The organism is Rubritalea sp. (genome assembly GCF_051252225.1).
GTDB lineage: Bacteria > Verrucomicrobiota > Verrucomicrobiia > Verrucomicrobiales > Akkermansiaceae > Rubritalea.
Genome location: NZ_JBPOGE010000004.1, coordinates 151640 through 170985, shown reverse-complemented (window position 1 = coordinate 170985; position 19346 = coordinate 151640). Strand labels below are relative to the sequence as shown.

Genomic DNA, 19346 nt, shown 5'->3' with positions numbered 1-19346 from the left:
ACATACCTACAATGTCAAAAGGTAGTGGTATTAAATTGCGCAAAAATCGATAAATCGCGCACTTCAAAAGCTGTTCTAATAGCCAAATTTACGGAACGAAATCGTTAAATTGTTCGTCACGTATGGTTTATGGCCTACTCCATCATTTTAGGGAGCCCTTGCTAATGGGCTATTCGGGCATTTCAGGAGAATGCCCGTGGTCTACTTTTGTGAAAACTTTCACCAAGAAGCAGAAGTAAGAGAGTAGTCCGTAAGAGAGGCCTAACACGACACCTACATCGAGCACGCCGCGCATAGGCATAGAGACTAGGCGCATGAGTAGGATAAGGCATATGATTCCCGCTGTAAGGCTAAACGCTATAATGCGAGTCTTCTTGGTGGCATCGAAATATCCCATGCAGAAGAAAGGTGCTAGAAGTGTGCGCTTGAGCGTAGGGTGGAGAAAAAGTTGCTGTGTGCGCGCAGCTGTGCGTGGGGAGAATTTTTTCTGAAAGCCGCGATAGCCTTCCGCAATAAGCATAAAGATCGAAAATGCGATCATGATCACCCAATGCATGGTGGTTAGTTCGTAATCACCAGTGAATGCTAGAGCCGCTTTTTCGTAGAGACGTAGGATCGCAGTCCCGATGAACGCCGTAACGCCAATAATTCCCCAGATGGTTGCGATCCACTTCATGGGTATGCTAAGTAGAGGCTGAAGAGGTTTTGGTCAAGGGAGGGAATGTTGATTGTTGAGAATTTTTGGAGGCTGTGTCATTTTTCGTGAGTGCTTAAGTCTGACCCTAAGATTATTCGACCGCCATGGTTACTTGCTGGTGGAGCTTTGTTGTTTTGGGGGCTGAGTACAGGCAATCTGATAGTAGCGATATTCTTAGCTATTTTGTTAGAGGGATGTCGTTTCGTGAAGCTGCGATGGGACTTTGATGAGAATGCGCACGTAAAAGCGTTCCAGTTTTCAATTTTACTGATGGCGCTGTGGGTGGCTCTGAGTTGGATAGAGGATGAAGGTCGGGCGGGGTCGCTTAATGTCATCCGTTGGTTGCCATTGATTGCCTTCCCAGTTGAGTTTGTTCAACGCTACGGAAAATTAGACCGGATGAATCTTAATGCCTTTTTCTATTTTAGTAGAAGGAGGATGAACATTGATAGGAAAGAGGGCAAGGAAGTGCACCCGATTCAAGTGAACTCTGGATATCCCTATATATTGGGAGTGTTGACTGCTGCAGCCAGTGTGAAAGAAGGCGCGGACTATTATTGGCCGATTCTGTGTCTATTTATTGTGCTAGTTCTATTTTCAGTTCTTCGACAGAGGGGGCTCAGGTGGGTGAGTTCTTTATGGCTGATCCCTGGGATAATGCTGCTTTCGTGGGGCCTACAATGGAGCATGAGTACGGTGTATGTCTGGGCTAAATCTCGGCTTGAGTGGGGAATGCTACGTAGTACTAGTTCGGGTTTTTTGAATGACTGGCATTCGCATCTATCGGAACTTGGCAGTGTCCGGTTGAATCCTAAGATCGAGTGGCGTCTCTGGTCGGAGAAAGCTCCTGATTACCTGAGAGTAGCGAGTTTTAATAGTTATAATGACGGTCGATGGACGTACAATTTTAAGGCTGACGGTTTCGAATCTCTGGATGATGCTTATCTAGCGAATCCCCCTATAGAACTAGATGGGGAAGCAGGAGGTGTTACTTATTTTCGTCCTGAAGATAGCTCGCTTGTGCTGAAAGATAGAACGAGTGATAAAGTGTTCATTCGAGGGACGATCACACATAACCAAGTGAGTACAGTGGTGCCTACAGTGGGTGATTTTTATGCTGTTTCCAACATGTTAGGCGATGATGTGTATGCGGAAGCAAGCCCTATGGGTGCCTTGCGGTTTGTGAATAGAGAGATGCTTATTGATTACACTCTGTGGTCAAATGAGGAGCACCAGTCATTGGAGGGAAGGCCTAAGAATGATCTCGATTTAGAGGAATCTAAGAGTGACGCGGATGTTATAGCGCGTCTAGCAGACGAGTTAGAATTAAAGCGAGGTGAAAGCTCAGAGGAGGTAATAGGGAGGGTTGTATCCCATTTTTCCAAGAACTTCGAGTATGGGACTGAATTTGATAATGGGGGCTACGATGGTGAACAGTCTCAGTTAGAATGGTTTTTAACAGACCTGAAAAAAGGTCATTGTGAATACTTCGCTACGGCAACGACTTTATTGCTGCGTGAAGCTGGTATCCCAGCTCGATATTGTGTGGGATATGCTGGAGTAGAGCGTGGGAGCGACTGTTGGAATGTGAGAGGTACTAACGCTCATGCATGGACGAGAGCTTATGTGAACGGGAGGTGGATGAATGTGGATGCAACTCCTCCAGACTGGAGAGGTGTGACAGAGGAGGGGGTTCAGCTAGATCCAGTAGAATGGCTACGCGAGCAAATTAGCTTAATGCGTGAAGACTTCTTCATGTGGAGAAGGGATGAAGCGAATACACAGAAATTACTGTTTCGTGGGAGCATCCTTGCGAGCTTGCTCATTTTGTGGATTGTTTTTCGCCTCTGGAGGAATCGATCCCGTTCGCTTGAGACATATGTGTATGCCAATAGCTGGAGTGGAGAGACTGTTCGGTCTCCATTGTTAGGTCTGGAGAAAAGGGCTAAAATCTTTATTGGTGGGCGGAAACGAGGCGAGCCATTTGGCGCTTGGTTGAGTCAGCTGGCTGATCTGGATTTTGTGGACGCAGAGCTTGTGGAACGTGCTATTCGATGCCACCAGTCCTTGAGGTTTGATAATGACGGCGATGAGTCAGAGCTCAAAGCTATAGTTAAAGAGCTTAAGAAGCAGTTGCGTAAACGGTAAGAACACTAGCGTCAGGATCATGATTGCCGATTTGAAAATCAGAATCAAAATCTTGGAATTTCCAGCCACAGCTTTCTAAGGTGCTGATGAGCTCTGGCATGAAATACCATTGGAGAGTTTGTGTGGAAAGGTGCTTTTGTTCCGCTACTTCGTAGCGATGCTCTCTATAAAGTTCTTGGTAGAGGCGGTCAATCTGGTGTCTTGTGAAGCAACGAGCTTGTTGGCCCGAGCTTAGCTTGGTTTCCTTGTCCAAATGCCACGTGTCTATCTCTAACTCGTCAAGGATCTCGGCCCATGGAATGAAGAGGGTGATGTATAGGCCTCCATTGGTTAGCGCAATTTCTCTGAGTCTTTTGAGTACTTGCTGAGCGCTAGTTCTGGATAAAAGCTGAAGAGTGAAAGCTGGGATGCTGATAGATGAAAATCTCTTGTCGGTTTGAAATTCTTCAATAGGGCAATGGTGAACGGTGGGTTCTAGATTTTTAGCGGATGCATCTTTGAGAAGCAATCCAAGCATGTCAGAAGAAAGCTCTACTCCCTCGATCTGGTAACCTTTTTCTAGGAGTGGAAGCAAAAGCCTACCTGAGCCACAGCCGACCTCTAAGCTTGGTCCAGGGTGCTGGGTTAAGAAATTTTCTAAAAGAGGTGATTCATCAGCATCTATTTCGCTACGCCAAAATGTATCGTGAAGAGTAGCTTCGAGAGATTTGTACATTAGTTTTCTGGAGTTGGGTGAATGAAGGCGTAGAGTGTGCACTCGTCACCGGGTTCTTTCATTTCATCAAATGCTGGGAGTAAGCCTTTGTCCGGTGAGTCGGTAAAGAGAAGAATCGCACCTGGATATGTCATTAAGAAGTCCTGATAAGTGAATTGCTCAGACAGGGTAGTTGCTTTGACTTCCATGCCGTCAGCGCTGAGGCGTGAGAGTTTCTTATGGTTCGGTCTTCCTTCAAAAATAATGCGACCACGGATATGTGAAGCAACAGCAGTTGTGTGATGATTGTTGTCATCTAGAGGGGCAACTTGCCAGATGTCAGCACTTTCAAATATGTGCATAAATTCGTTAGCTGCGAGGCTGTTTACTTCGTCGTTATGAGTGCCTGCTACAAGTTGTCCAAGTCCTGCGAAATCTAACTCTTCAATACTATACTCTGAGAGGATGTTCATACGCTTAGCTGGAATTCCCTCCATAGAGGCTGCTGCTACATTGGAGTAATTAGTGTCTAATAGTAGCACCTCATGGCCGTCATCGAGTAGAGCCTTAGCAACTTTTCTGATCCATCCGTCAGCGCCAGCAAATAGAATTCCGCGTGGGTTGCGTGTGGCTATACCGAGCTTGTTGGCTAAGGGTGAGGCTAGCAGACCATAGAATGTGACCGTGCCGACAATGACGATGAATACTGTCGGAACCATCAGTTTAGCTTGATCAACAATTTCAGCAGGGAATCCTGGTAGATCGTGAGCTGCATGTTCTAACTCAAGAGCAAAAATGGCTGTCACCGCTGCGGCAACAATTCCACGAGGGGCGAGTGCTGCTAGGAATGTTTTTTCATTCGTATTAAGTTGCTTCGAGCCGAAGTTAGCGATGAATATGGATGCCGGTCTAACAATGACTATCAGAAACACAAGGATGCTGAGTCCGGGTATTAGCGCTTCTTGTAAGCTGCTAATATGTACTCGCCCTGAGAGTACGATGAATAAAATTGAGATAATTAAGGTCCTCAGAGTCTCCTTAAATTCTAGGACGTGTTTTACTGAGAATGATTTTTGGTTAGCTAGAGCAATACCAAGAACGGTCACCGTTAATAGTCCCGCTTCTTTCTGAATAGCATTGGATAGGGTGAAGGCTATTGCTACAACCGAGAGTAAAAAGACTGAGTGGAGAAAGTCTGGAATCAAGTGCTTGCTCAGAATGAATTCGATGAGCTTAGCGAGTAAAAATGCGAGGACGACACCGACGAGGAGTGTGATGCCAAGTGAATAAAGGATGGTCACCTGAGCTGTTTCGACATCTCCAGCAAGTGCCGCCTGGAAGGCGAGGACAGCCATGATCGCTCCGATAGGGTCCACAACGATTCCTTCCCATTTGACTATGGAACTCATCTTGCGGCTCGGTTTTATATGGCGTAGAAGAGGTGCTATGACCGTGGGACCGGTGACTACTAAGATAGAGCCTAAGATAGCGGCCACTCGCCAGTTCCAACCTAGAATGTAGATACCAAAAGCTGTGGTGAGTGCAAATGAGATGGCCACCCCAAATGTACAGAGCCGCAAGACTGGGGCTGCACTTATTTTAAGTTCAGAAAATTTGAGGGTCATGCCTCCTTCGAACAGGATGATGGCTACACAAATTCCAACAAGTGATAGAATGATCGATTCACCTGAGTCACCAGGCAGAAAGGTGTCGATATTCACACCGAACACCTGCCCAGAAATAAATCCAAAGAAGAGTAAGAGTAAGATAGATGGAAGTTTGAATCGCCAAGCGAGCCATTGGGCAAGAATGCCTAGGCCGAGTACGATAGTGGCAAAGGTTCCGAAATTAATATCAAAAATGTCAGGCATGTAATTTAGTGTGAGCTGCTAGGCTGGTGGAGGTTGAACTAGGATTGTTCTGGTGGCTACTGAAAACACTATCAGATTGGACCTTCTTCGTGCCTTGTGCATGGACTATGTGAATACAAATTGGGCGAGAGTCAAATTTCGCATAAGAAATCTGGTTTGATATCTTGACGTGGTAGATGCTGTTGGACAGTGTGCTAACCGGTCAATTTGCATCGTTAAGACGTAGTTTGATCTAAGACCCAAAACCTTTCCCTTTACCCGATAGAATAGAAATCCGTGTATTCAAACGAAGACTACTTGATAGAACTGATCACTGAGGCAGGCCTAATAGGTCATGATCATATTGCGCAGGCGCGTACTCAGCTAACAGGAGCTGAGAGTGTCATTGAAAAATTAATAACTGACAAAATCATTTCTGAGGAGCAGGTCGCACAAGTATGTGCACAGGCTTCAAGTATGGAATATGTCGATCTGTACAATGCTAGTGTAGATGCTGAGTTATTTGCAGCTGTTCCTGAAGATGTGGCGCGCCGCTTTAATGTGGTGCCCGTATCTTATGATGGTTACATGCTCACTGTGGCTCTGGCAGATCCGCTTAACTTTGAAGTGTTAGATACACTGCCGCATGTGTTAGGGCGTGAAGTGAACCCTGTTTGCGGTGCTGCAAGTGCTATCACTCAAATGATCGAGCGCGCTTATGGTGGCCAGGTCGCGAGTGCTGAAGATGAGTTCGCTATCACGGGAGAAGATTCTGATTCTACTGACGCTCCGATTATCCGGATGGTTCAAGAAATTCTGAGCGATGCACTACGTATGCGAGCGAGTGATATCCATATTGAGCCGCTTGAGGCGGCATTACGTATTCGGAATCGAGTCGACGGTAAACTGATTGAGGTGGCCACCCACCCGAAGAAATTATTACCAGCCATCATCGCCCGTTTAAAAGTGATGAGTGGTACTATGAGTATTGCTGAGAAGCGTTTGCCTCAGGATGGACGTATTCAGATCACGGCAGGGGGCAAGGATATCGATTTACGTGTTTCCAGTGTGCCTAGTAACCATGGTGAGAGTATTGTCATGCGTATTCTTGATAAGACCTCATTGGTTTTAGGTCTGGGTGAGCTTGGTTTCTTATCAGATGATCAAGATAGTTTCCGCCGTTACATTAAGCTTCCAGATGGGATTATTCTTGTGACTGGCCCTACTGGTTCAGGTAAAACGACGACACTCTACGCCTGTCTCAACTACATCAATAAGCCCGACCGTAAGATCATCACAGTGGAAGATCCTGTGGAATATGAAATGCCAGGTATTAACCAAGTGATGGTGAAAGCTGACATTGGTATGACTTTTGCCGCAGCGCTTCGTGCGATGCTGCGTCAGGCTCCTAACGTAATTATGATCGGTGAAATTCGTGATGCTGAAACTGCTAATATTGCGATTAATGCGTCACTTACTGGTCACTTAGTCTTGTCTACCTTGCATACGAATGATGCTCCTAGTGCTGTTGCACGTTTGGCTGATATTGGAGTGAAGCGTTTCCTAGTAGCATCTGCTGTTAGGGCAGTTATTGCTCAGCGCTTGGTTCGTAAATTATGTCCAGTGTGTAAAGCTCCGGCGACCTTAGATGAGAGAGAAATGAGAATGCTTAATCTAGACTCATCTCAGGCAGCGAGCAGTACTATATATGGGCCTGAGGGGTGTGATCAGTGTCGAAATAATGGCTACAAAGGGCGTATCGGAATATTTGAAATCCTAGAAGTAGACGATGAAGTGAGTCATATGATTAATGAAAATCTAACGTCTCCTCAGCTGCGTAAGCGTGCTAGGGAGTTAGGGATGCGCACCTTGAGAGAGGATGGAATCCGTAAAGTACAAGCAGGTCTTACATCTGCTTCAGAGGTGATCGGCGTAACTATGTCCGATGTTGGTTAATACGAGCGCAAAAATTTAATAATTTATAGAGAAATGGATAACCAACAAGTTTTAGAAATCTTCATAGGTCGAGGTATGGTTGATAAATACCTCGCTCAAGATATTGAGGCGACAATGGAGGCCAGTGGTAAAACCATGGCTGAGACCTTGTCAGACTTCGATGTCATCTCATCAAAAGATGAAGTTTGGCCAGTGATCGCGTCAGAGCTCAGTGCTGAGCTGATCGATCTTCATAACTTCACGCCGACGGCGGAACTATTAGCAACAATTCCAGTAGGAACAGCACGTCTTCATGGTGCATTGCCTGTAGCAATTGGGCCTGATGGGCTTCATGTAGTACTAAGTGATCCGCTCAATCCTCAAACAGCTGAAGATCTTCGGTTTGCACTAGGAAAAGAAGTGATTGTCGCTGTAGCTCCAGACTATTTGGTCGAGGAAAAAATTGACGAATGTTATGGCGGAGAGGGGAATACAGCAGCGAGCCTGTTAGATCAGCTTGACACTACCTTGAACCCTGACGGATCAGAGGATGTGGCTTCTGAAGCAAGTTCTGCTCCTATTATTCGCTACGTGGACCTTGTTCTTTTCCAAGCGATTAAAGAAAAGGCGTCAGATATTCACTTTGAGCCATTTAATAATGACTTTAAAATTCGCTATCGTGTTGATGGTGGACTTTTTGAGATGGCACCACCACCAGCTCACTTAGCGAAAGCTGTAATTTCTCGAGTGAAGGTCATGTCTAACATGAACATTGCTGAAACTCGGATCCCTCAGGATGGTCGTATTGTGAAGCAGGTTGGCGAACGCCAAGTAGATATGCGTGTGTCTACTCTTCCTACTCAGTATGGTGAGAGTGTGGTACTTCGTGTGCTTGATAGATCTAGTGTCAACCTCGACTTGGAATCAGTCGGCTTGCCAGAGCATATTTATAGTTATGTCAATGAAACCATCGTCAAACCCAATGGAATCTTTGTTGTAACTGGACCTACTGGTGCGGGTAAAACTACAACACTTTATGCAGCTCTTCGTAAGATTAATACTATCGATGCGAAATTACTTACTGCTGAAGATCCTGTAGAATATGACATTGATGGTATCATTCAGGTTCCTGTCAATGAGTCTATCGGACTCGACTTTGCACGTATCTTACGAGCATTCTTACGTCAGGATCCAGACCGCATTCTAGTAGGTGAGATTCGAGACAAGGAGACCGCCCAGATTGCGATTCAGGCATCTCTAACTGGTCACTTAGTTCTGAGTACTTTACATACTAATGATGCTCCAGGTGCGGTTACGCGTCTCGTTGATATGGGTGTAGAGCCTTTCCTCGTTGCCGCTTCTCTTGAAGGGGTTCTGGCTCAGCGATTGGTGCGTACTATTTGTCCAAATTGCCGTTCTCCTTATGAGCCAAATGAGGCAATACTTACTCAGCTCGGTGTATCACCTTACGAACTAGGTGATAAGGAGTTCTACACAGGTCGCGGATGTGATGTCTGTGGTGGCGGTGGTTATAAGGGACGTCAAGGTCTCTTCGAACTACTCGATGTTACAGATCCTATTGGCGAGTTAATCACGGAGCGCGCTCCTACTGTAGTTATCAAGCAAAAAGCTATTGAGCTCGGTATGAGAACTCTTCGAGAGGATGGACTTTCTAACATATACAGTGGCAAAACAACCATCGAAGAAGTACTTAAGTATACTTAATAATTCAGATAGACGTGTTCTTTTGGCTTTTCATGGCCTAATGAACCCGACATATTACCCAACAATATTTCAAAAAAAACATACTACACATGGCAAAATTTCAATACACCGCTCTTGATGCCAAAGGCGAGTCACAGACAGGAGTGATTGACGCCGCAGGGCAAGCCGAAGCAGCCCAACAGCTCAGGGATCAAGGGCTTTATCCCACTCAGGTAGAAGAGGCTGGAAAAGCAGCCAAAGTTAAATCAGCGCCTAAAGTCAAAGGCAAGTCAGCCTCCAAAGGTAAGAAGAAGGCCGCACCGGGTAAAGCCGGCAGTAAAGTGAAGCCTAAGGTCTTGATGATCTTCACTCGACAGCTCGCCACACTTATTGACTCAGGCTTGCCATTGTTGAGAAGTTTGACTGTTCTAGCTAAGCAGGAGCCGAATCCAGCGCTAAAAGCAACTTTAAGCTCCTTGGCTGATAGTGTGCAAAGTGGTGCAACATTCTCAGAGAGTCTGGCGCAACATCCAAAGATCTTTAATAAGCTCTATGTGAACATGGTGAAAGCTGGTGAACTTGGTGGTGTGCTCGAAGTAGTTTTGACTCGTCTCGCTGAGTATCAGGAGAAAGCTAATAAGCTTAAGGGTAAGATCGTAGCAGCAATGGTGTATCCACTCATTGTTATGTTCATTGCAGTCTCTATCTTGATCTTCTTAATGTTAGTAATTGTTCCTAAATTTAAAGAAATGTTTGATGCAGGGACGGAATTACCACTGATTTCCCGTATTGTTTTCGGTTTCTCAGATAATATGATGGCTGTACGAGCAGGTTTGCCGACCATTGTATGGGTTATCATCCTAGTGGGTGGTATCGTCTTTGGTGTTCAATCATGGGGGAAGACAAAAGAAGGCCGTAAAGTTCTTGATAACATTAAGCTGAAATTACCACTCTTTGGTGACATTCAGAGCAAGAGTGCCATTGCCCGCTTTAGTCGTACTCTGGGTACTTTGGTGACATCTGGTGTGCCGATTCTTCAGGCTCTAGGGATTACACGTGAGACTGCAGGAAACGTGATCGTTGCTGCGGCTATCGATAAGGTACATGATGCAGTTAAAGAGGGTGAATCAATAGTTACTCCACTCCAAGCATCTCCTGTTTTCCCACCGATGGTTATCTCTATGGTGGATGTGGGCGAGGAAACTGGTCAGCTTCCAGACATGCTTTTGAAGATTGCAGACGTGTATGATGATGAAGTGGACGGCTCTGTGACAGCGCTTACTTCGATCATTGAGCCTGTGATGATTGTATTTCTTGCTGGTGTTGTAGGTGCGATCGTATTTGCGATGTTCTTACCGCTGATCAAGATGATTCAGACAATGGGTAGTTAAGTAAGGCTGGCGATCTAATGTAATATGCCTCGAGACAGATAGTCTGCGGGGCATATATATGTTACTATAGATTTAGATTATGAAAATTTTAAGAAAAAGACAGCAGAGGCTAGGGTTCTCATTAGTTGAGATTCTAACAGTAATGGTTATCCTGTCTATTTTAGGCGCCATTGGGTTTGGTACTTACATGTTGGTGAATCGTAATGCCAGAGTGACTCAAGCTGAGTTGATGATCGAAAACATCTCTTCGAGCTTGGAGAGCCGAGTAAATGAACGCTTCACTGATGATCAGGAACAGTTGCTCGCTAATTTGCTCGATGGTGATTCGCGTTATCCTGCCGGTGATGGATCTGAGGGGTCTAGTAAGAACCTCTATGGACTCCTTTCGGGTGATTATGACATGAACGGTAGTTACGCTGATGATGAAGGTAAGCCTGCCTTTCCTGAGATGGATCCTAATTACCAAGGGAAAGGACGTTACGTTAATGATGATCTAGAAATAGTAGATCCATGGATGACTCCTATTCGCTATGAGTTCGATGCCGATGGTCTTGGTCTTAACAATAATGTCGAAGGCGGTTTCGATATTTGGTCAGCTGGACCGGACCAGACTTTTGATACAGAAGACGATATCAATAATTGGTAGTCATCAACGAAAAGATTAGTATAGCAAAAGCACTCATTTAGATGAGTGCTTTTTTGTATCTACAGGCTTATAATCTTTACAGATGGTAAGATATAGCGTTTCTCACTATCAGAAATTTTTGTTTAGAGCTCGCTAGGTGCGAGCGCAAAAATCTCGCAAATTCTATTGAGGATCTTAGACTATTGAGCTGCATTTTGCGCCTAGCTAAGAGCCTCACCTAGACCCAACCATTTATTTCTGAGTCTGGTCTCACTAGACTCGGAACATGTAACATGAGTACTAAAAAAACTGCCACAAAAAAAGTGGCGCGTAAGCGTAGCATTAAGACAGAGTTAGAAGTATCCAACGAAGAGGTTCCTTCTACTACAGAAGTAGCTCCTAAGAAAAAGACCGCACGTAAAGCAGTCAAGCGTACTGAAGAGCCTGTAACGGCTCCAGCACCTACGGAGAATACAGAACGCAAAGAGCCAGTTCAAGGTGTTCGCGATGTTCGCACTCAGAAATCTGAAGAACAGCAGCCGAGTGCTGAGACCGCTTCAAGCCAAGCTCCACAACAGGATGATTTCAGAAAAGAAGTTCAATCGGAAAATTCAGACCAAGAGAATAATGGTCAGAACAAAGGCCGTAATCGCCGTGGTCGCCGCAACAGAGATAAGGGAGAGCAGCAGCAGCCTCAGCAGCAACCTCAACAAGCGCAAATCGATGACAAGGAGCTAAGCAAAAAAGCTTGGAAGGTTTTCATCGGTGAAGTGAATGAAGAGGGTCTTGCGCTTATTGGAGATAAAGAAGGTCGTGAACTTGCTAAACGCAGTTTCAGACTGGCTGAAATCTTCCTAGAAGAACAAGGCCGCCGTACAGCTCCTAAGCAGCAGCCGCAACAGCGTCGTCAGCGTCAGGAGAGACCAGCTGAGGAAAAGAGAGAGCGCGTGAAGCCTGCTCCAACACCTGTAGTTGCAGAAGCACCAGTAGCGCAACAGGCACAAGAGCCAAAGGGCGAGGAGTAACACTTAAGAGACCTAACTATTTTTTCAGGCGCAGCTCGAATGAGTTGCGCTTTTTTTGTGGGTTGCCTAGGTCTAGATACTTGGCATCATGCCCTTTAGTTAATGAGGCGCAGTATTTGGCATATATCGTGGGAAGACACTCAGAACGCTACTGGGGGGCTTGGTATTGCGTGTGGCGAACTTGTCGATGCACTACCTGAGGAGCATTACCTTATTTCAGCGGCAAGCTTGTTAGGAATGGACGTGGAAAGTTCCTATTCTAGTTACAGTTCTGAGACTCGACTTGAGCTAGTAGACTGGGAGCGTGTCCTTTCTAAGCTGGTCTCAGGACAGGTTCCTCAAGGCACAAGTATCGAGAAGGCTGTCTTGCGGTTTAATTTGGCGATATTGGGGCAAAAGCGTGATTCGCTCGCAGCTGTACACGTGCACGATTGGCATGGTCTCCTAGTAGGCGTGGCTCTGAAGCGAATTATTAAAATTCCACTCATTGTTCATTTTCATTCGATCCAACAGGAGCGTGTAGGAACTCACGTGATGGATCAAATTTCCTCTCTAGAAAAGTGGGGCGTGTTGCAAGCTGATCATGTCTTTTGCGTTAGCGAGCGATCTTCTAGAAATGTAATGAGAGAGTTTGAGACTCTACCTAATAGATTGAGCGTGGTTCATAATAGTAGCGTATTTGAAGTAAGCTCCTCATCAAGTTTTCATGGAGGCTCGCTAATGTTTGTAGGGAGAATCTGTGAGCAAAAATCTCCTTTTTTCATGTTAGAAGTCTTACGTGAACTTCGAAAATATTCATCTCGTTACTCACTGGTAATGATCGGGGAGGGGAGTCAGCTGGAAATGCTACATTCTGTTACTGAGCTCTATGGGCTAGAAGAATCGATCCAATGGGTGGAGCGGCAGAGCCATCAAGATATCGTGTCTTTTTATAAACGTGCTGATATCCTGTGCCTACCTTCGAGCGAAGAGCCATTTGGCCTAGTCGCAATTGAGGCTGCCCGGACGGGGTGCGCTGTGATTCTTTCTAAGAACTGTGGCGCGAGTGAATTGCTAGCATCTGCTCCTACATGCAATGCTCAAGATCCGCACGAGTGGGGAGATGTAATCAGATCTCTTAGCTGTGACTCTGGTGCTCACCGTAGTTTAGTTGTTAAACTACAAAAAGAAGCAGCGTCTTACACATGGCAAGACGCTGCTGAAAAGGTATTAGCGATTTACGCTAAGTTGTTGGATTAAGCTTTGCGGCCGATTCCTGTAACAACTGGGAAGATGCAAAGGAGTGCCCATGCTGCGAATCCACCCAAAACGAGTTTGTTAGGACCGGACTTCACTTCAGATTTTGTTACCTTGCCTTCAGCGGTAACTTCACCAGCTGCGAGCACTTTAGCTGGAGCTGCTGGCTCTGCTTGTGCGCCTTCTTTACCTGCTTCTTCCTTAGGAGCAGCGTTAGGGTCGATAAGTTCTTCAGCTTTGAGTGGTGGCTTACCAGCTTCAGAGCGGAGAGCCTTCACTTCATCAGCTGTGACTGGGCCAGATGTGTTACCGAAGTTACTACGAATATAAGTGAGTACCGCTGCGATCTCGTCATCTGACATCGTCGCGTTAGGTGGCATCATGCTGTTATATTCTACACCTTTCACTGTGATTGGTCCCATAAGACCACGAAGCTGGATGCGAATAAGGTTTTCTACAGGTCCGTTTACCCACTCAGACTCAGCGATAGGAGGGAATGCTCCAGGAATACCAGCACCTGTGGCTTGGTGACATGCGGAACAAGTTGCGTAGATTGCCTTACCGTCGGCTGCGTCAGCTTGGCCGAGGCCGATGACTGCGGATGCGAGAATTAGTGTGAGTTTCTTCATAAATTGAGAATTGGTACACACAAGAAATACGATTCAATCCATATGGGTGCAAGGAAAATGCTACGATTCTATGGCATTGGTTTTAGTCAGTTTGATTTGTTTAGGATGTATATTCTTATGGGGGATAACTATTTTCAGCAAATAGATGAAAGAGTTTTAGTTATGTATGTTGTTCATAATTAGTTGTTAGTGTGTTTTCTTTGCGCTTCTTTGTCTTTTTTGTTTTAAAAAATAGTTGCTATTGAGAATCGTTCTCGATAGCTGTTCTGCGAACACAATTCGGTGATCTAAATTAGCGCATAAGCGCTATCTTGGAATAGCGGTTTGGATAACGAGAAGAGAACTACTTTTATAGAAAATGACTAAGACATTCAGAACTTCAGCTGCACTTTGCGCGGTATTGATTGGCTCCGTAACTGCAGGGGATGCTGATGCATTGGACGCATCTTTGATTACCAATGAGAAGAGTTTTTGGGATCGCTTCTCTTTCGGTACTTATGGTGAGATTCACTCTACGTTCTACAAGGATGGTGGCACTGCTATTGATCCTCACCGTATCGTTCTTTTTGCAGATTTTGAATTTACAGATAAGTTAAAGCTCGTCACTGAGACAGAACTTGAGCACGCATACGAAAAGAAGGCTAACCAGTCGAATTTCAGTACCGACGGTCTTGAGCTTAAGTTAGAGCAGGCGTATTTCGAATACTCATTCGACAATGGTCTTGTCGGTAAAGCGGGTCTTATTCTTGCCCCAGTAGGCATCATTAATGAAGTACATGAGCCAACAACATTTTATGGTGTGGAACGCCCGAATGTTGAGAAAAATATCATTCCTACAACTTGGACAGTTTTAGGCGCTGGTGTCACTAAGCATTACGGCACTGATTGGCAGTTTGACGGCCTTTTCCATGGAGGAAATGACACCAAGGGTGGCTCTATCCGTAGTGGTCGTTCTAAGTACGGCATTGATATCTTTGGCGTAAACTCTGAAGGTAACCAATTTGCTCAGAATAACGATAGCTGGGCGCTTACTGGACGTACGAAATACTCAGGTTTTGAAGATTTCAATCTCGGCGCGGCCTTCCAATACCAGTCCGACATGGACAGTACTGCAGGTGGCGCTCAATATGGTGTTCTCGGTGAAGCTCACGGTATCTATCGTAAGGGTGGATTCCAGTTTATTGCTCTAGGTTCAGCTTGGAACATTGATGTGAGCAGTGAAGGTGATCATCAGTGGGGTTACTACCTTGAGCCATCCTACGCATGGGATACAGTTATTGGAAAAGTCGGTGTATTCGGACGTTTTTCTCAGTACAAGTATGCAAATTTAGCGGATGGCAGCACTGCCACGAATGCTACTGATTACAACTTAGGTGGTAATTACTGGATTAATGAGCATCTTGTTATCAAGGCTGATTATCTTAACCAGGCCGTTAAAGGTCAAGCGGGTGGTACCGAGTCCTATAACTTCGGTTTCGGCTGGTATTACTAATTTTTCTTACCCCAACAAAGAATCTCCCGCTGGTTTACCAATCATGAGTAAACTAGCGGAATTTGAACTAAAAAATTGGAGATAAAGAGTACATTGTTATTCGATAGTGTCGCAGGGCGTTTTTGCCGTGTGGCACTTCTTGTGTTAGGCCTTTGTATGCTGGGCTCTGTTTCTGAGGCCGCAGATAAGGTATATGAGAAGCCTTCGGTGTTTATGCAGCGTCACTTTGGAAACCTACCCCAAACTCAGACTCTGACCCTCAGCGCTACACAGAAAAGTAGCTTAAAATCGATTTTTGGTCATAGTTTCCGAGAGAAGACGGTTCGGTACTGGCAGGGTGGAGGTAAAACTATCTTCATCCTTAATGAAGTAGGAAAGAGCGAACCCATCACTATTGGTGTTGCGGTAAAGGGGAGCGAAATCATTGAAATGAAGGTGCTGGTTTACCGTGAGAGTCATGGCTGGGAAGTGAGTAAAGCTGGTTTTACCAAACAGTTTGTGGGAGCCACCTTTGATGGTAAGCGACTTTCAAATCCTATCGACGGTATTGTCGGGGCGACCCTTTCAGTCAATGCCATGAAAAAAGTAGGAGCTGCAGCCTTGTATCTCTCTACTCAAGTCAAGTAAGTGTTCCATGAGTGAAGCTATCAAATTTCACTCCAGACGGACCTTTCTCCAAACTATTTTAGCGGCTAGCCTCTGCAGCTGTAGTAAGAGAAAGCCGGCTAAAACGCCTGTTGATCATTTTTGGTCGGGAATAGGTTTTGGCATAGCCATGAGTGCTGAGCTCTATCAGGTTGATGCATCTGTAATCAATGATCTGGATGTCGAAGCTCGTATCCTTGAGTTAGAAGCAGCCTTTTCACTCTATAGTGACTCTTCTGAGCTTAGTGTGCTCAATCGAGAGAGAGTTCTCCACAAGCCGAGCGCTCTTTTTTTAGAGGTGTTAGAGCTTGCTAGAACTCTATCAATACGTACAGCTGGATATTACCAGCCAGCGATCCATGCAGCGTGGTCAGCAATGGAGCGTGGTCAGCTTAATGACGAGTACCTCCAAGCTGCGAGTCTAGAAAATGTGTATGTGGGGGAGCATTGCGTGCAGCTCACTGATCCACTTACAGAGTTGAGCTTCAATGCAATTATTCAGGGATATCTGGCGGATAAAGTTTCTCAGCACCTTAGTGAACTAGGGGTGAAGCATGCCTTACTTCATATGGGGGAAAGCTATGGCATCGGTAGCCATCTAGAAGGCCGACCATGGTCACTCGGAGTAATGGGGGCGGCAGTCAATGATGAGGCTGACCTAGTGGGCACTATGCAATTTGCAGATGCTGGACTTGCCGTTTCGACCCATGATGCGACACGTAAATTACTTAACCCTATGATGGGTGAAAGCATGGAAAAAGATCGAGTCGCCGCTGTTGTCAGTAAAGAGGGTGCAGCTGTTGCAGATGCTTTTGCCACAGCATTTACCGTGGCTCCTGAAACGAAGTGGGAGGAACTCTATCAAAATCTAACTGCGACCCATAATGGTGCGGTGAAAGTCTGGGTGGAGAATCGCTTAGTTTTTGAGCGATGACTTAGCTGGGAAGCATCGCGTTATAGGAGACTTCATCGAGCACTGTGACACCAAGTAGTTGGGCTTTCTCTGCCTTTGAACCTGCTTTCTCACCAGCGAGAAGGTAACTTGTATTTTTAGAAATCGAACCAGAGACTTTACCGCCGAGTGCTTCGATTTGTTTTTTAAAGCTTGGACGTGGCTGGCTGAGGGTGCCGGTGATGACAAATGTCATTCCTGCGAAGGGGGGTGAAGAAACGTCTATTTCAGCCGGTTTGGGTGCGTAGTTATCTGAAGCTGGTTGGATGCCTAGTAGGTCTAACTTTCTAAGTACGTTTACTCCTGTTTCAGATTGAAAAAATGAACGGATGCTCGCTGCTGCTACTGGTCCTAAGTTATCGTCAATTTTGTATTCTGAGAGAAGCGGGTGGTTTTCCTTTTTACGCTTTGAGATACTCAACTCGGTGTAATTGGGCAAGTCTGCTAGAGCGTCTATAAGGGGACTGCTAGTGAGGTCTGGTAGGTACTTATGAAGACGGGCGAGCTCTTGAGCCGCTGACTCACCGATATTACGAACCCCCATGGCATAGATCCAGAGGTGGAGTGGCTTCGCCTTCGCATTATTGAGTGATTCGATGAGCTTTGTAGCACGCTTCTCACCAAAGAGGCGTGGCTCGAACTTTGTCCCGAGGTTGAGTTCGCTGAGAGTGATGAGGTCGAGATCGAAGAGGTCGAGTGGGGTTTGGACAATGCCGTCTCTTACCACGGCTTCCGCCACGGAGCTGCCGAGTCCGTCGATGTCTAGAGCCTTACGTGATGCGAACTGAGTGATGCGGGTGATGGCCTGCGCTGGGCAAGTAAAGTTCGTGCAGCGCCATGCGACCATGCCTTCTTCTTGGGAGATAGGACTTGAGCAGGAGGGGCATTTTCCATCCACCGCGTCATAGAGGTTATAGCGTTTTGACTCTGCTGGGCGCTTCTCTTTATAGAGTACTTTGACTACTGCTGGGATGATTTCACCGGCCTTTTCAATCACCACAGTATCGCCAATATGAATGTCTTTTTTCTCGATCTCATCTTGGTTATGGAGAGTCGCGCGTGAGACTGTGGTGCCGGATACTAGAACTGGGGTGAGTTCTGCAACAGGGGTGAGTACTCCTGTGCGTCCGACCTGGATAGTGACTGCATTGAGCGTGGTTTCTGCTTGTTCTGGTAGAAATTTATAAGCAGCGGCCCAGCGTGGTGCTCGTGACGTGAAACCTAGTGCTTCTCTAACGGCACGCGAGATGACTTTGATGACAGCACCGTCGGTAGCGTAATCGAAGTCATGGCGCTCATTATTCAGATGAGCTACCGCTTGGAGTAGGCCGTCGAGGGTATCTACGGTTTGTACTGGTGTGTTGCGCGGGATTCCCAGATTTTCGAGCAGCTGGTGGAAGTCATGTTCGCTAGGGAGCTCTGGACCATCGTAGGCGCCTAATCCGTGGGCGAGGAATGCGAGTGGCCGCTTGGCGACTTCGCGTGAGTCGAGCTGTTTGAGGGTACCCGCAGTGGCATTGCGAGGATTCGCAAAGGTGGGGAGCCCTGCGTCATCACGCTCTTGATTCATTTTTGCAAATCCGCTGTTCGGCATGAAGATTTCTCCACGCACTTCTAGCAATACTGGGGCATCCTTTCCTAGCTTGAGAGGTACTGATGGAATAGTACGTACATTTTCGGTGATGAGATCGCCGCGCTTACCGTCGCCACGTGTGGCTGCGTAGTCGAGGTTGCCTTTGCGGTAAACCAGACTCACCGCGACTCCATCTAGCTTTGGTTCCACGGTGACTGGGATCTGTGACTGTCCGAGGTTCTTCTGTAGGCGCTCGTAAAAGGTAATGAGTTCTTGCTCTCGTTTTACATTCGGATGCTTTTCTAGATAATCGTCTGAGAGCTCGAATACGTCATCGATGGATAGCATGGGGACTAGGTGTTCGACATTTTCGAAAGAATCTAGCGGGGCTCCGCCTACGCGCTGGGTGGGTGAGTTCGGGTCAGCCAGATCTGGGTGTTTACTTTCTAGCTCTTCGAGCTGGCGGTACAGTGTGTCGTACTCCGTGTCAGAAACCTCTGGCTGAGCGTCCTGATAGTAGAGCTTGTTATGGCGATCTAACTCCTGCGCAAGCTGTTGCATACCGGCAGCGGGATTTGAGTCCTTTTGTGGTTCTTGTGAAGGTTCGAAATCAAACAGATCATCCATGCCGCATTAGTGGCTTTTTCAGCGGAGACTGGCAAGTCTAGATGAGAACAGTGAACTATCATTGGCAAAAACAATGGAGTGTCAGCTTTTATCGATTTCCAAGTGTTAGGGATTATGAGATAG

At 46.2% G+C, this 19346-nt stretch carries 15 protein-coding genes; 10 read left to right on the top strand and 5 right to left on the bottom strand.

Features of this window, described 5'->3' with window-relative positions:
• Window positions 1-169: 169 nt before the first annotated feature.
• The gene (locus tag ACSHX2_RS06055; protein WP_435691587.1) at window positions 170-676 is read right to left on the bottom strand and encodes a hypothetical protein; all 507 of its coding nucleotides are present in this window, start codon (window positions 674-676) and stop codon (window positions 170-172) included.
• Window positions 677-766: 90 nt separating this feature from the next.
• Between ACSHX2_RS06055 and ACSHX2_RS06050 the strand changes: the two genes are divergently transcribed.
• Window positions 767-2845 (top strand): transglutaminase-like domain-containing protein, encoded by a 2079-nt coding sequence (locus ACSHX2_RS06050; protein ID WP_435691585.1) that lies wholly within the window; start codon window positions 767-769, stop codon window positions 2843-2845.
• Here ACSHX2_RS06050 and ACSHX2_RS06045 read toward each other — a convergent pair.
• Both ACSHX2_RS06045 and ACSHX2_RS06040 read right to left on the bottom strand, forming a co-directional pair.
• The gene (locus ACSHX2_RS06045) at window positions 2820-3560 is read right to left on the bottom strand and encodes a class I SAM-dependent methyltransferase (protein ID WP_435691583.1); all 741 of its coding nucleotides are present in this window, start codon (window positions 3558-3560) and stop codon (window positions 2820-2822) included. The genes ACSHX2_RS06050 and ACSHX2_RS06045 overlap by 26 nt on opposite strands.
• Complete coding sequence (locus ACSHX2_RS06040; protein ID WP_435691582.1) at window positions 3560-5410, bottom strand: cation:proton antiporter; 1851 nt, start codon at window positions 5408-5410, stop codon at window positions 3560-3562. Before ACSHX2_RS06040 ends, ACSHX2_RS06045 begins: the two co-directional genes overlap by 1 nt.
• Before the next feature lie 276 nt (window positions 5411-5686).
• Here ACSHX2_RS06040 and ACSHX2_RS06035 point away from each other — a divergent pair, with 276 nt between their 5' ends.
• The 6 genes from ACSHX2_RS06035 to ACSHX2_RS06010 all read left to right on the top strand — a co-directional run bounded on the left by ACSHX2_RS06035 (window position 5687) and on the right by ACSHX2_RS06010 (window position 13308).
• Window positions 5687-7345, top strand: a complete 1659-nt coding sequence (locus ACSHX2_RS06035; RefSeq protein WP_435691580.1) for a GspE/PulE family protein — start codon at window positions 5687-5689, stop codon at window positions 7343-7345.
• A 33-nt stretch (window positions 7346-7378) separates the two neighbouring features.
• Window positions 7379-9049, top strand: a complete 1671-nt coding sequence (locus ACSHX2_RS06030; RefSeq protein WP_435691578.1) for a GspE/PulE family protein — start codon at window positions 7379-7381, stop codon at window positions 9047-9049.
• An 89-nt stretch (window positions 9050-9138) separates the two neighbouring features.
• Window positions 9139-10419 carry a type II secretion system F family protein gene (locus ACSHX2_RS06025; RefSeq protein WP_435691576.1) on the top strand — a complete coding sequence of 427 codons (1281 nt, stop codon included), beginning with the start codon at window positions 9139-9141 and terminating at the stop codon, window positions 10417-10419.
• A gap of 79 nt (window positions 10420-10498) precedes the next feature.
• Complete coding sequence (locus ACSHX2_RS06020) at window positions 10499-11065, top strand: type II secretion system protein (protein ID WP_435691574.1); 567 nt, start codon at window positions 10499-10501, stop codon at window positions 11063-11065.
• A 272-nt stretch (window positions 11066-11337) separates the two neighbouring features.
• A complete protein-coding gene (locus ACSHX2_RS06015) occupies window positions 11338-12069 on the top strand; it encodes a hypothetical protein (protein WP_435691572.1) in 732 nt (243 codons plus the stop codon).
• Window positions 12070-12171: 102 nt separating this feature from the next.
• Window positions 12172-13308 (top strand): glycosyltransferase family 4 protein, encoded by a 1137-nt coding sequence (locus ACSHX2_RS06010; RefSeq protein WP_435691570.1) that lies wholly within the window; start codon window positions 12172-12174, stop codon window positions 13306-13308.
• On the opposite strand, the gene ACSHX2_RS06005 is transcribed toward ACSHX2_RS06010, so the two are convergent.
• On the bottom strand, window positions 13305-13934 hold the full coding sequence (locus ACSHX2_RS06005) for a c-type cytochrome (protein ID WP_435691568.1): 630 nt from the start codon (window positions 13932-13934) through the stop codon (window positions 13305-13307). The two genes, ACSHX2_RS06010 and ACSHX2_RS06005, sit on opposite strands and share 4 nt — an antisense overlap.
• A 358-nt stretch (window positions 13935-14292) precedes the next feature.
• On the opposite strand from ACSHX2_RS06005, the gene ACSHX2_RS06000 reads away from it, so the two are divergent.
• From ACSHX2_RS06000 to ACSHX2_RS05990, 3 genes are all read left to right on the top strand, one after another.
• Window positions 14293-15426 (top strand): hypothetical protein, encoded by a 1134-nt coding sequence (locus tag ACSHX2_RS06000; protein WP_435691567.1) that lies wholly within the window; start codon window positions 14293-14295, stop codon window positions 15424-15426.
• Between the two features lie 156 nt (window positions 15427-15582).
• Window positions 15583-16053 (top strand): FMN-binding protein, encoded by a 471-nt coding sequence (locus ACSHX2_RS05995; RefSeq protein ID WP_435691565.1) that lies wholly within the window; start codon window positions 15583-15585, stop codon window positions 16051-16053.
• 148 nt (window positions 16054-16201) lie between these two features.
• Window positions 16202-17005, top strand: coding sequence for an FAD:protein FMN transferase (locus ACSHX2_RS05990; protein WP_435691564.1), 804 nt, complete (start codon window positions 16202-16204; stop codon window positions 17003-17005).
• A 1-nt stretch (window position 17006) separates the two neighbouring features.
• Here the strand turns inward: ACSHX2_RS05990 and ligA are convergent, their stop codons facing one another.
• Window positions 17007-19223: an NAD-dependent DNA ligase LigA gene (gene ligA / locus ACSHX2_RS05985; RefSeq protein ID WP_435691563.1), complete on the bottom strand. Its 2217-nt coding sequence runs from the start codon at window positions 19221-19223 to the stop codon at window positions 17007-17009.
• Between the last annotated feature and the right edge of the window lie 123 nt (window positions 19224-19346).